Consider the following 12,777-nt stretch of genomic DNA (forward strand, 5'->3'; position numbering starts at 1 on the left):
ATGTAGAACGCTCTTAATTATTTTAAAAATAATCATATTATACCATATTCACTTTGATATCTATTTAACATCATAAGACGTTTTATAGATTTTCATAATTCACCGATCTTCAGATCGTCCCCATCATCCAATATGCTGCTCCTCCACTCTGTTCGAGAATTCGGCATAATTGGTTGGCAACCAAGAAATGCGCTCGCTCACCTGGCGCTGACAGCAAATGCAGCGCCCGCTCATGACCATGGATGGCCTGGCGGGCTGCCTTCCCCTGCCCATCCACGCCTGTTTTGACGCCGGCCCAATGGAACTGCCTTCATACCCATCGCCTTGACAGTGGAGATGACGGTGCTGGACTGCATCCCAAGCTTGTTGGCTTATGGTCGGGTTCCGCATATTCATCAGCGCGACCTTGCGCTGTTCGTGACCCAACCCTTGGCCATCGGGCAACGATGCGCGGATGCTTAAGCGCAAAAGCATCAATGATAAATCTGACAATATCTATCAGAGTTCTTCGAGAATTCGCTTTACCGCCTCAAGCCCCGAAGAGCTTTTTACCGCGATGTCTAGTGGTCGGCCGCCGAGGCCGGGCTCTTCGCCGTTCAGAAATGCGATGGCGGCCTGAGAGCCCAATCGGGCTATGGCAAGTTCAAGAATATGCCCTTGGCGCTCGATCTGATCCGAAGATAGATATGGACCGTCGAACCGTCTTCCAGCCCGCTTAATCAAGATGCTCATCCTTTTTTCGCATCTTGTCCAGCGCTTGTCTTTTGCGGTCGATCTGGACCAGCAAAGCGCGATCAGACATGATCTGCCATGCAGCTTTTGACCGCAGGCAGCGCTCTTTCACATTCGCCAGATTGGTTTCCTGCGCCTCTTTGTCACATTGTGCGACGCGGGCCAGGTAGAAGTCGATCGTGGCGGGCATGTCGATCTCCTGCGAGTTGGATGTCGTTGCGACGGACGTCAATCGATCATTTCAGCGACAGCCCTGCGCAATTCGCGCACGGGCAGAGTGCCCAAAGGGACGTTTTGGTAAAATGAACGCGGCGTTTTGCCAGTCGCGGGCGATAATTTGGCATGAGCCATATTCGAACGGATACTGAGATTCATGATATTCCTGAAACACGCATCTTGGCGTGTGATGTAATGAAAAAGTCTCGCTCAACGACGTCTTTCGCCGGCACATAAGGCAAAAGAAAAAAAGCCGGAGCATTAGGCCGCTGTCACTTGGCCGGGGGCAATTGCCCATATTTAGGGCAATTATGTGATACTTAACCGCTATCCGATGTTTAAGCAAAGACAAGACGGCAAGCCAGCGCGACGCAATGCCGCGCTGGCAGTGTAAAATAGAAACTCGACTTCGTAATTTACGCGGCTTCCAGGTTCACGGCCGACTGCTTGCCCCGTCGATCTGCTTCGACTTCGTAGCTCAGACGCTGATCCTTATGGAGCGTTATCATTCCCGCACGCTCTACGGCAGAAATATGGACAAAACTGTCCGGACCGCCGTCCTCGGGGGCGAGGAAGCCGTACCCCTTGTCAGAATTAAAGAATTTTACGGTGCCGATAGGCATGGGCGTTCCCTTCACGAAAACAGAGAATCCACCCGCGGAATTGCAGGTGAAGCTGATAGCGCAAGTAAGGAAACGACACCCAAATAGGATGCAAATTTCGTCGCAGGCGACGTTAAGCACTATTGAAAATATATTATATTTTGGAAATGTCAAACGAACAATTTAATATTGGTTGAAATAAGGAATTTCCGATATAAATTTCACTGCTATCGGGCAATAATGATTATTATAATTATCGCTACGGACGTTTCCAGTTATATTTCAGGCACTATGGATGTGTCTCCAAAATGGTTCTGAAGAAACCGCATTCCCCACTGAATCTGTTGCCGCTCTCATTCTTGAGCATGGCGAATATGGGACTTTATCGAAGATTTGCTGCAATTTCGCATGTCCGTTTGACGACACGGCAGAGCAGTCGACGAGCGTCGGAATGGGTGCATGGCAGCGAAGGGATAATCCCCTTGGGTTGCGAGGAGAATGCAGGTCTGCCGCTTTGATCGAGACCTCAGACAAATATGCAATCACTGGCCGCGAAGGGCCAGATAGGTATCAAAGTGGGGGCAATTTATCTTGTGCAACAAGATATGTCGCAACAGTCTCCTTCTTCCACAAAGTCAATTGTGGATGGTGACCGGGCGACTGGCCCGCATGTCCAGGCTGAAAGGCTAAAGGGGTCAGTGCGTGTGCCCAACGCACGCCCTCACTGCTCGGTCACTATTAGCGCATCCCCGTGGCATCGGGATAATTGTTCATAGATTATAATGTAATTATAAAATGGATGGTGAATTGTTTCCGTGAAATCTTTCGAATTGCGACATGGAGTCGCTGATTTGAAGGAGAATGACCATGGAACGTGATGCACATTCGCAGGATATCGTCGATTTGGGAGATGCAGTCGAACTCACCCGCGGCGTTCTGCTGATCGGCCAGGATGATGGCAACGGCACGCTGTACAAGGCTTCCGGCATTTCCGACGAAGACTGAAGGTCGAAAGGGCGCACCGCTCATCCAAAGCGGCGCGCCCTTTTGATTTGCGGAAGGAAATCGCAATGCGACAGATAGGACGAGATTTACATGCCTGCCTGATCGGACAGACGCCCGTAATTCTCAATATTGCGAGCGAGCGATATCAGCTTGTCCGCGGGCCAACCAGAGACCATCTGACCGCCCTCCTCGCAACAAAGCCAGGCCCTGAGAACATTGCGGCCCTAGTCCGAGCAGGACTGCTCGATCCGGCCATAATGGACGCAGAAGGCGCAGCGGCACCCGTAGCTCCGACATGCAGTCATCTGGATCTGATCAAGCTCAGACATGGTTGGCTCTTGGCACCAGTGGCGCTTGTTGCATTGTCCATTGCTGTGATTCAGGTCCGTCGCGACGCGCTGCGGACCATCTTGGATCGCGTCGAGGAGGGGGCAGTGAGGCCGCGGTTGAAACTGCCAATCTTCAGCGAAGCCATGGTCGCCGCTGCATTCTACCTCCTGCGGCAGTTTCTGCCGCTCGATAATCACTGTCTTGCGCGCAGCATCGCGATTTCGCGGATGTTGCGACGCTTCGGCCACCAAGCGACCCTGGTGATTGGCGTACAGTTGCCGATCGCGGCGCATTGTTGGGTTCAGTGCGAAGACAGGCTGATGGCCGACAGAGTCGATCGGATCACCGCTTTCGAACCTATCCTGGCGAGATGAGTGCGTCGCGCTATCTGGCTTATGTCCGCTGCGCGCCTGCCGGATCCAAAGGTGCAGCGACAGACCAGATGTCAAAGGTGCCGCTCGCGGTGCCTATCAACCTTTGGACGTCCGACCCTGTCGTGATGATCGGCACGCAGGGCGCGATAATCGGGCATCTGTTTACGAAGGCGCTACCCAGTCGGCGGGTCAAGGAGCTCAACGCGGCCGAAACCAATGCGGCCATCATAACCCATGGGCAAAGTCTGATACGCGATTATTGGGGCAGTTATGTCGCCATCTTCCAGATTGCTGGCGGCGACATCGTCATAATCCGCGATCCCTCCGGTGGTCTGCCGGCTTTTTGGAGAGAGATTGACGGGGGCATCGTCATTGCGCCTCAGGTGGGCACATCTCCCTTCGCGGCATCAGATGGAATATCTGTCGATCTGGACGCACTGCTTGTCCACATGTGGCATCCGTTCCACGCTGGCGAACAAACATGCCTCTGCGGCGTGCGGGAAATTGTGCCGGGCGGGCGGCTACACATCGGGCCATCAAAGCAGCGCTCGGACCTTCTCTGGCAACCTTGGGACTATATAGCCGGTCGTGCGCGCCTTGGCCCTGCCTCGATCGAACATCTGCGCGCCACCGTTCTCGACGCGATCAAAACTTGGGCTGGTGAGTTCGCCTCGATCTCGTCGGGCCTGTCGGGCGGACTGGATTCTTCGATCGTCTGCGCGGGGCTCGCCGGGGCGACATCTTCGCCTCGGGGCTTCCACATACGTTGGACCGACCGCGAAGGTGATGAGACATACTATGCGCAGCTTGTTGCCCAAGCGCTCGACATGCCGCTCGACATCTATCCTTATGACCTGGATGCCATCGATGTTGAGCAGCCCATTGTCGCACATGCTGCGCGTCCGCTGATGGCCCATTATGCCCAAAGCACTGCCAAGGCCCAGGCCATGGTTGCAGCACAACATAATATTGCGGCGTTCTTCACGGGCCATGGCGGGGATAATGTCTTTGGAATGACACATTCGATTGTGCCGATCTTTGATCGCTATCTGGACGCAGCGGGCGCCAAGGCTGTTATCGCCTCGATGCAGGATGTTTCGAGATTGCACGACGCTTCCTATGCCACCATTCTGCTTCATATCTTGCGGCATCTCGCACGTGGTCCGCGCAAAGCAGCGCAAGGCACTCCTGGCTTTCTCAACATCGAAAGATTGAATGCGGCGAAGGAGAGGATCGCTATCCATCCTTGGCTGACACCGCCCGAGGGCCTCGCACCCGGCGCAGCCGCGCACATTCGCGCATTATCCCGAGCTGTAGGCTATGAAGGCTTTCATGACCGGCGCGTCCAGCCACCGACAATCGCGCCGTTGTTGGCCCAGTCGGTCATGGAGGTCTGCCTGGGCATACCCAGCTGGCAATGGGTGGAAGGCGGGATCGATCGCTCCATGGCGCGCCGCGCCTTTTCCTCCGATCTGCCGCCTGCCATTACCGCCCGCCGGACCAAAGGCGGGCCGGCGGGCTTTCTCGACCGATATTATTGGGACAATGAGCGCAAGATATTGTCCTTCCTCAAGTCCGGCTTCCTCGCTGAGCATGACCTCATATGCGCTGTGCCCCCGCCGGATGCGCCGTCCGGCAGACCGGCCTATGACCGAACGCATGCCCGCCGCCTGCTTGGTCTTGCCGGGGTGGAAAGCTGGGCTCGCCAGTGGGCCGGCTAGCTCGGCGATCATCGATCGCCTGACTTTGGCCGCGCAAGCCGCATGGCCTCCCATCGCGCGCGTCGCGCGCCATCCGGTTCAGTTGAGGGTGGAAGATCCCGTAGCCAATAATCAAACCACTCCAGATTCTCCGCCATGGCGCCCAGCTGATTTGAGGGCAGATGGAAAAAATGCGTCTCGTCCGACGCCCAGCTCTCTCCGGGATAAAGTGATATTTCCGAAGGGATCTGCGCAGCGCGCAATGCCTGATGGAAATCGATCGCGGACTCATGTGGTTCGGCGATCTGCTGCAGCACCGGCGCCTGAGCGAAGCGCGCTCGATAGGAAGGGGCCAAAGCGGCATAATTTGGCTGCGCAACAGGCTCGCCGGGAGCCCCGCCATAGATAGCCCGGTAGACGCATTGGTGCGTGCGATAGCTGGTTGGTTCGAGGAAACCCCCATCGCCGCTGGATGCAGCTGAAAACAGATCAGCCTGGGTGACGGCGACATTCGCGATCTGGGATCCGTAACTATACCCTGCAATGCCGACATGCCTGGGATCGATCAGGCCTTCGGTGTCAAGCGCATGCAATATTACACGGAAGCTCTCAATCTGATTGAGCCAACCCAGGCGCTGTATTTCCGCAGGCGGTGTTGTCCCGCCGCACATGTTGCGATCTGCCGAAGCCTTTTCCAGTTCGTCACTTTGCGAGACGTCGGGCTCATTGGCCAGTATGACCATATATCCGCGTTCAGCGAAGAGCTGGATCGGATAATCCCATTGTATATCCTTCGACCCGAACCGTTCGTCGGCGTCGGAACCATGCGTGACGAGCACCGCGGGATAGCGTTGCCCGGATTTATACGTCCGGGGGTAAATGATCAGATTTCGCGCGCGGTATCCATAGGCGTTTGTCAGAATGCGGGTCTCCACGCGAAGCGGCGTAATCGCATCATGTCGCGGCGACAGGGGCTGAAGCGCTTCGATCCTGCCCGTGCCGACGGTGACCCGTACGAAGGATGGCGCTCGCGTTACCCCTTCGCGCACGCACACGCCTTCGGACAGTCTGGGCGTAAAACTGCAATGGGTCAGGCTTTCAGGAACCTCGATCCGCGCCACTCTGCCAGCGGTATCTAGGCGGATCAGGCCATAGCGGCCCGCGCTGGTGAAGCGGACTGCTATGAGAGCCATGCTCCCGTCTGGAGATCGCCAATGTCCAGGGGATCGAGCGTCCGACAATGTGGCATCAAGCACCCCATAGTCGATCAAGCGGCCATCGATTGTTCGCTCTCTCAAGCGACGCTGCTGGTTGACGCGCTCGATCGCGACCGTTCCGTCATGAGGTCCCGTGATGCGATCGGCGAACAGCGCGGGCCCTTCGTCAAGAGGTCGGCTTTTGCGATCCTCGAACCGCCAGCGGTAACGCTGGAGATGGGGCACATTGAGGTTGTCTGCCTGGAGTGCATAGTCGAGCGCATCATCGTGCCAGATCGGCATGCCGCCCAGATAGCGCCCAACCCGGTCGGGGCCGACAACGTCAGCGATCCAGAGCGGCGGACCACCATCCTCCTTCATAAAGAAATGTGTCGTGACCCTCGGGCCTCGTCGCCGATAGATGGTCAGCCGCGTGACGTCTTCATCATGCCGGATTTCTCCTTTTTCGTCCTCACCGCGCAGCAGTGAGTAGAAGAGTCGACGCCCGTCGGGTGACCAGTCATAATAGGCAAGACCAAAGCGTACTGGCCCGGTGAAGCCATAGCCGAATTGTGCACCATCGGCTGACCCGACCAGGACTGGCTCGGGATTGACGACAAGGGCTTGCATGGCGCCGTCGGCCCCGAACTGATAGAGCTGAACGCCTTGTCCCTGATCGATCAATAGGCTCCAGGCCATTTTGCCGGGAACGGCCTGGAGCCTTTCCATCCAGATGGAACGGGCAAGGATCCTGTCTCCATCCGGCTGGAAGTTGGTCACATGGAGTTCGAACTCCGTGCGGTTCTCCTTTCGGTTTGCGATCCGAAGGATGTAGGCAAGCGATCGTCCGTCATCGGCCAGCGCGATGCCGGCCACAGCGGGGATCGCCAATATGTCGTCCATGGTCCAGAAGTGGCCTTGAGCCGCGACCGCACGGCCCACCATCGGCTGTGCCGCCGCGAGTGTCAGCAAGATGGCCAGGCATGTTTCCGCGCGCATCAGCATCACCACGACCGGCGAATCTGGATGGAAAGAAAGCGTCCAATTGGGGAGTAATTGGTCGTATCGAAGGGCGTGTCATAACCAGAGCCTGTGACGATCAACGGGGGCTTGGCGTTGAAGACATTCTGCATATTGGCGCCCAATTCGAATCCGCCTCCCATCTTGGCGATGGCGGAAAGATCGAGGGTCGCGAGCGCGCGCAGGCGGTAAGCTGGCAGCCTCCGGTTATCGAGGATGCTTGAACTCAGATTGGTGAATGCAGAGAGGGTGAGCCGCGGTGTGACATAGCTGGCACCGACGCGGCCCTTGAGCTTGGGCGGGTTGAATATGGTGCCGGAAAGATCGACCGTCGGCAGGCCGTCGAACAATTGCCTGCTGCTATCGATCCAATTGCCATCGAAGCTGAGATCGAGCGCCTCGCGATCCGGGTCTCCGATCAGGTAGCGCATGGAAAGGCTGATGCCTTTGTAGATCTCGCGTGCCATGTTTCGGTCACGGCCATCCAGAATTGCGACGACCCGGCTGGGATCATAAGTGCCGGTCGTGCCATTCTGCAGACCGATCGCTGCACCGCTGATCAGCGACTGTTGCAAGGAGGTGGACGGGTCGAGCGTGACGAGGCTGTTATAGATCGGATTGTTGAGTACGCCGATCGCAGACGTCAGTGGCGTTGCAACACGATCGGTGTAATCAAAATGGAAAAAGCTGATGCTGCCGGTGAATTCGGGATGTTCGACTGGACGGAATTCCGCCGAGAAGGTCCAGCTTTCCGATTTCTCGGGTTTCAGGTCGGCGTTCGCGCCCCCCAAGATTATCATGGTCGAGTCGGCTGGAAAGCCCGTGGCATATCTGGCGGTCTGATATAGGACGGCGGAGTAGCTTCCATATCGCTGATACAGGGTCGGGAGGCGGAATGAGCGGCCCCAACTACCCTTTATCGCCAGGCCATCAAATGGCTCATAGACGATCCCCAATTTCGGAAGCGCGACGGAATCCGTGCCTGAGTTCGCCTCGTAGCGGAATGCTCCCGTCAGCCGAAGCGCACGCCCCAGCCGGGAATTCTGTGCTGGCGAAAGGATCGGGACCAGCAGTTCGGCGAAACCAAATCCGTTTTCACTGTGCTGCTTGAAGGCGTTGCTCGTGACGCCCAATGTGGTGGTGGTCAGTTCGATGCCGGTACGGCGATAGCCGCCGCCCAATGCAACGCGAACCTCGCCGGCCGGTAGGCTGAAAAGCGGGCCGTCGCCGTTCAATTCGATCGACTGAGCATCATTGTCATATTGCCGATAACTTGCCCCATAAACCGAGCCTCCCGCGAAGATGTCCGAATGAGTCTGGGATTTGTCGGCGCCGAACGACGACAGGAGATGCAGATTCCAGGATGCGCCAAGGCTGGCCGTAAGCGACGGGGCGACAAGCCACGACCGGGTGTCTGCCCGGACCGCCGCGCCGCTGACGGTGTGCGGCTGTCCCTCAAGGAAGCCGGCGATCACATCTTGCCTTCCGTCCTTGTACATCAGGTCGACATTGGCCTTCAGCTGACTGCCAATGTCCTGGAAGAGGCTTATCAGCGCGCTATCGCGCCCGAGCCTGGGGTAAAGCGATGAATCCGTCGCCATGCTTTTGGCGTAGGAACGGCTCGATGCTGGAATGTCGGAGTTGGACGAATGGTCCAGAACGGCGAGAATTCCGCCTCCGGCCCACTTGGCGCCACCCGTCAGATTATATTGCTGCTGGAAATTGCCGCCATCGGTCGAACCCCCGACTCTCGCCAGCGCGCTAACGCCTTCATAGTCGCGCTTCAGAATGACATTGACGACGCCGGCTACGGCATCGGCGCCGTAAATCGCCGAAGCGCCGTCCGTGATGATTTCGACACGATCCACTGCGGTTGCGGGAATGGCGCTGATGTCGACGGCAGAATTAAGACCGGTGTAGCTGAGGCGGTTGCCATTCAACAGCGTCAAAGTGGCATTTGGACCCAGGCCAAGCAGATTGGGGGACGAAGATCCGTTGACGTTGACGTCGCTGTTGCCCTGGCTGGTGCCGACACCGGGATTCTGCCCTCCGCCAAAATTCACCGGCGAACTTCGGATGACCTCACCGAGGTCCGCTTGTCCGCCGCGGCGCATGTCTTCGGCCGTTATGACGCGAACGGGGGCCGACGGCGGCGCCCCGGTAATCCGGCTGCCGGTGACGGTGATGATGTCCCTCGAATTTTCATCGCTGATCGACTTCGAGCGGATGATCACGGCTCCATCCACGATCTTAGCTTCGAGGTCGGTGGTTTTGAGGAGCCGACCAATAGCTTCACTCGGGGTCAGATTGCCTTTGAGCGGGGCAGCGGCAATGCCCTCGATATCGCTGGCAGACATGTAAATTTCCCAGCCAGCGCTCGAGGCAACGGCGCGCAGAGATTGGTCGAGCGTCTGCGCAGCCAAGTCGATGACGATAGCCGGATCGTCCTTGGCCCATGTTGCTGGGATTGAAATAACCCCTGCCGCGCCAGCCATGAGCAATGCAATCGTTTGAACCTTCGTGACGGACATTGTTCCCCCCAATGCGTTTGCCGACCCGCCACATCGGCGCGTCTGGGGGGGATTGACGCTGCAAATGGTACGACCTTAGTCGTCGATCAAAATATTTTATCTCTTGCGCAGGTGAATGGCGCCTTGGCGGTGCACTGCAGCAAGTCCGAAAAGAGAGGCGATCCTCTCGGCAAAGCGGTCGCTATCCGTAATATGGAACCGTCCCGAAACCAGCAGATTGCCCAGGGGTGGCTCATCGAGCTCGATCGGCTGCCTTGCATATCGATTGGCATCCGCAATCACCTCCGACAGGGGCGCGGAATGATATTCGGTCCAGCCATTAGGCCAGTCACGCCGATCGGTGTCGTCCTGTCCGACCGCAATTGGTGTGAAGTCGCTTGCAAGATAGCCATAGCTTTGCCCGGCCTGCATCTTTGGGGCTACCCTCTCCAACACCGCGGGGCGCAGCAATCTTCGTAATTCGACCTCACCCGACAGCACGGCAACCTCGATTTGACCATCGGCCGCCATATCCACATCAAAGCTTGCGGCATTGGCCATAAGTTCGCCTGAACCAGCCTCGACGATGAAGGGGCGAGGGTCTGCGCTCACGGCTATACGAGCCTTCCCTTCGAGGAGCCGGATTCGACGTTCTCTGCTCGTCATTGCAACTTCGATCTGGCTGGCGGCGTCGAGCGTGAGATCGGAACCGTCGGCGAGCGCCACGGTGCGGATCTGATGCCGCGGCGCACGCATGCGCGCCGGCGCAGCTTCCTCGTTGATAGCGGTCCGCAGATGCTGGTTCGACGTGAAGGTCGCGTCTAGAGCTATTGCCAGCGCAAGTGCTGCTGCAATTCCCAGGCCGAGGAAAAATGTGCGGGAATGTAACGGCTTCTTTTTGCCATGGCGGACAGATGACTTCAGTATCTCTGAAGCCTCAAAATGATATCGAGCCCGCTCATAGGCCCGTCGATGATCGGCAGACTGATCCAGCCATGCGTCGAGATCCGAGGTATCCGCCCCCGGTTCACGAGCGCGCAGATTCAGGAACCAGGCGATAGCTTGTTCTTCGATGGCATCGCGGTCGACGCCATCGTCGCCATCCAGGTCGCTCATCGCGCCGCGTCCACGTGGCGGCTGATATGCGCGAGCGCCTTCACCATGTGATATTCCACCGTCGCGACGCTGATTTCCAATCGCTCATGGATTTGGCGATAGCTCATTTCATCCACCCGGTGCATCAGGAATACACGGCGGGTCTTTTCGGGAAGCGTATCGACGGCATTCTCGTAGAGGCGTAGTAGATCGGACGCCTCCAAATTGAGGCATTGCTCTGGCTGCGCGACGACATCTCGCTGCTCGTCGAGCGGAAAGATGACGACATTATCACGTCCTATCTTTCGGGCTCGATCGATCAGCAAATTGCGGGCGATTCGTCTGACGAACGCGGCAGGATTTATGAGTCGTCCCGCCTGCTCGCTGCTTGCGGCGCGCACGAAGACTTCTTGGACAAGATCAGGTGCTGCATCCCATCCGGCGCGTTTGCCCAGATAACGCAGAAGCCCGGCTCGCTCGGTCTGGAAAGTTTGCGCAAGGCTTTCGGCCGGCGGAGAAACGGCGTCGGATGCCGGCGTCCCATCGGCGGGACTATTGTGGCATCCAGAGGATACGGACCTAGGCGGACGATGGCACGGGAAAGGGAATTGAGAGGGCACAAGTCAAATCCAGGCGACAGCAACTGCCATCGGGCAGCCGCCCGACTGTTTGCTTTCCCCTGCGCTATGCCGCGGTTCGACATGCCACTGTCATCTCTAGGCGGCCGCCCGTCCTTCGTGGACCGACGTAAATTATGCTTGGCAGGTATGCTTGCGAGGCACTCTTCGGATTTCCTCACGTCACGATGATGGCGGCATGTAATCGATTGCGCAAGGCAGCCGGTGCGATCAGGAAGCTGGTAAACTGTGATGGAAAAAGCACAGCGGAACCTAGCCCCAAACATGCTTACCATGCGCTTACTTTGCGATTTTCGAAGGAAAAATAAGCGGTTTGGATCGGCCCCGGCGGGCCAGAATTCTTTGATTTTATTGAAGAATTCTGGAGCGGGCGAAGGGATTCGAACCCTCGACCCCAACCTTGGCAAGGTTGTGCTCTACCCCTGAGCTACGCCCGCTCTTGGCGGCCGGGAGAGTGTGTCCCTCTCGGCGGGTGGCGGCGAACTAGCAGTGGTTTCCAAAGTCGGCAAGGGCTGAATTGCAGAAAAATGAAAAACTTTTCGAAAAAGGAAAAAATCCCCCGTTTTCCGGGGGTTTTGGCAGTGCGATTAAATTGGCGGGTGGCACCGGGGCGAACGCGGCTGTGGATCGGCCCATGGCGAATCGTCGAATCATGCCGCCTTTGGCCATGGCGTGCATGTATCTGCGTGATATTGGTCATGGCAGGGCATGCCGGTGGTCGCGGCTTGACAGTGGCGGGCGCGACTTCCTAGTCCCCGATGCAAAATCGGACCAAGGGGACGCGCTTCATGAAAATCCTGCCGCTGCCGTTGATGCTGTGCGCGCTGCCCGGCGTCGCCGTTGCCCAGGCGCCCGATGTGACGGCGGATGAGGCCGCGTCAATCGTGGTGACGGGCACGGGCCTAAGCCTGCCGCCGGGGACACCGGCCTACGGCTCCGTGACGATCGACCGGGATCGGCTTGAGGATGCGGCGTCGGGTCGGATCGAGAGCGTGCTGGCCGATGTCGCGGGCTTCCAGCAGTTCCGCCGGTCCGACAGCAGGGCGTCCAATCCCTCGAACCAGGGCGCCACCCTGCGCGCGCTGGGCGGCAATGCGTCGAGCCGGACGCTGGTGCTGCTTGATGGCGTGCCGGTCGCCGATCCCTTTTTCGGCTATATCCCCTTCTCGGCTTTGGTGCCCGATCGGCTGGCGCTGGTCCGGGTGACGCGCGGCGGCGGCAGCGGCGCCTTTGGCGCGGGCGCGGTCGCCGGCACGATCGAACTGGCCAGCGCCACCCGCGACCAGATGCCGCACTTCGGCGCCAGCGCCTTCTATGGCAGCAGGGATGCGACCGAGCTGTCCGCCAGCATCGCGCCGG

11 protein-coding genes and 1 tRNA gene are annotated in these 12,777 nt (G+C 57.9%); 4 read left to right on the forward strand and 8 right to left on the reverse strand.

Annotated features, from left to right (window positions below):
* Window positions 1–498: 498 nt before the first annotated feature.
* From CG471_RS30340 to CG471_RS26175, 3 genes are all read right to left on the reverse strand, one after another.
* Entirely contained in the window at window positions 499–732 is a 234-nt protein-coding gene (locus CG471_RS30340) for a hypothetical protein (RefSeq protein WP_080604487.1), read from the reverse strand.
* Window positions 716–922 (reverse strand): hypothetical protein, encoded by a 207-nt coding sequence (locus tag CG471_RS26170; RefSeq protein WP_004209707.1) that lies wholly within the window; start codon window positions 920–922, stop codon window positions 716–718. Before CG471_RS26170 ends, CG471_RS30340 begins: the two co-directional genes overlap by 17 nt.
* A 442-nt stretch (window positions 923–1,364) precedes the next feature.
* Entirely contained in the window at window positions 1,365–1,571 is a 207-nt protein-coding gene (locus CG471_RS26175) for a cold-shock protein (RefSeq protein WP_004209708.1), read from the reverse strand.
* Window positions 1,572–2,417: 846 nt separating this feature from the next.
* Here CG471_RS26175 and CG471_RS30345 point away from each other — a divergent pair.
* The 3 genes from CG471_RS30345 (at window position 2,418) to CG471_RS26185 (ending at window position 4,980) form a co-directional block, all read left to right on the forward strand.
* Complete coding sequence (locus CG471_RS30345; RefSeq protein ID WP_004209709.1) at window positions 2,418–2,555, forward strand: benenodin family lasso peptide; 138 nt, start codon at window positions 2,418–2,420, stop codon at window positions 2,553–2,555.
* A gap of 65 nt (window positions 2,556–2,620) precedes the next feature.
* On the forward strand, window positions 2,621–3,259 hold the full coding sequence (locus CG471_RS26180) for a lasso peptide biosynthesis B2 protein (RefSeq protein WP_048938916.1): 639 nt from the start codon (window positions 2,621–2,623) through the stop codon (window positions 3,257–3,259).
* Window positions 3,256–4,980, forward strand: coding sequence for an asparagine synthetase B family protein (locus CG471_RS26185; protein WP_099234264.1), 1,725 nt, complete (start codon window positions 3,256–3,258; stop codon window positions 4,978–4,980). Before CG471_RS26180 ends, CG471_RS26185 begins: the two co-directional genes overlap by 4 nt.
* A gap of 8 nt (window positions 4,981–4,988) precedes the next feature.
* Here the strand turns inward: CG471_RS26185 and CG471_RS26190 are convergent, their stop codons facing one another.
* From CG471_RS26190 to CG471_RS26210, 5 genes are all read right to left on the reverse strand, one after another.
* The gene (locus CG471_RS26190) at window positions 4,989–7,160 is read right to left on the reverse strand and encodes a prolyl oligopeptidase family serine peptidase (RefSeq protein WP_099234265.1); all 2,172 of its coding nucleotides are present in this window, start codon (window positions 7,158–7,160) and stop codon (window positions 4,989–4,991) included.
* Window positions 7,160–9,706: a TonB-dependent receptor domain-containing protein gene (locus tag CG471_RS26195; protein WP_257211695.1), complete on the reverse strand. Its 2,547-nt coding sequence runs from the start codon at window positions 9,704–9,706 to the stop codon at window positions 7,160–7,162. The genes CG471_RS26190 and CG471_RS26195 overlap by 1 nt, the downstream gene beginning before the upstream one ends.
* A 96-nt stretch (window positions 9,707–9,802) precedes the next feature.
* Entirely contained in the window at window positions 9,803–10,801 is a 999-nt protein-coding gene (locus CG471_RS26200) for a FecR domain-containing protein (protein ID WP_048938919.1), read from the reverse strand.
* Window positions 10,798–11,400, reverse strand: coding sequence for a sigma-70 family RNA polymerase sigma factor (locus CG471_RS26205; protein ID WP_234415660.1), 603 nt, complete (start codon window positions 11,398–11,400; stop codon window positions 10,798–10,800). The genes CG471_RS26200 and CG471_RS26205 overlap by 4 nt, the downstream gene beginning before the upstream one ends.
* A 380-nt stretch (window positions 11,401–11,780) precedes the next feature.
* Window positions 11,781–11,855, reverse strand: a tRNA-Gly gene (locus CG471_RS26210).
* Between the two features lie 351 nt (window positions 11,856–12,206).
* On the opposite strand from CG471_RS26210, the gene CG471_RS26215 reads away from it, so the two are divergent.
* A partial coding sequence (locus CG471_RS26215; protein WP_143560278.1) for a TonB-dependent receptor occupies window positions 12,207–12,777 on the forward strand: 571 nt, incomplete at its 3' end.

Origin of the sequence: Sphingobium sp. IP1, assembly GCF_002708645.1 — a bacterium.
Classification (GTDB): Bacteria; Pseudomonadota; Alphaproteobacteria; order Sphingomonadales; family Sphingomonadaceae; genus Sphingobium; species Sphingobium yanoikuyae.

Bases quoted from the DNA above. Each gene is read 5' to 3' on its own strand.
- CG471_RS30340 (WP_080604487.1), bottom strand. From the start codon at position 732: ATGAGCATCTTGATTAAGCGGGCTGGAAGACGGTTCGACGGTCCATAT.
- CG471_RS26170 (WP_004209707.1), bottom strand. From the start codon at position 922: ATGCCCGCCACGATCGACTTCTACCTGGCCCGCGTCGCACAATGTGAC.
- CG471_RS26175 (WP_004209708.1), bottom strand. From the start codon at position 1,571: ATGCCTATCGGCACCGTAAAATTCTTTAATTCTGACAAGGGGTACGGC.
- CG471_RS30345 (WP_004209709.1), top strand. From the start codon at position 2,418: ATGGAACGTGATGCACATTCGCAGGATATCGTCGATTTGGGAGATGCA.
- CG471_RS26180 (WP_048938916.1), top strand. From the start codon at position 2,621: ATGCGACAGATAGGACGAGATTTACATGCCTGCCTGATCGGACAGACG.
- CG471_RS26185 (WP_099234264.1), top strand. From the start codon at position 3,256: ATGAGTGCGTCGCGCTATCTGGCTTATGTCCGCTGCGCGCCTGCCGGA.
- CG471_RS26190 (WP_099234265.1), bottom strand. From the start codon at position 7,160: ATGCTGATGCGCGCGGAAACATGCCTGGCCATCTTGCTGACACTCGCG.
- CG471_RS26195 (WP_257211695.1), bottom strand. From the start codon at position 9,706: ATGTCCGTCACGAAGGTTCAAACGATTGCATTGCTCATGGCTGGCGCG.
- CG471_RS26200 (WP_048938919.1), bottom strand. From the start codon at position 10,801: ATGAGCGACCTGGATGGCGACGATGGCGTCGACCGCGATGCCATCGAA.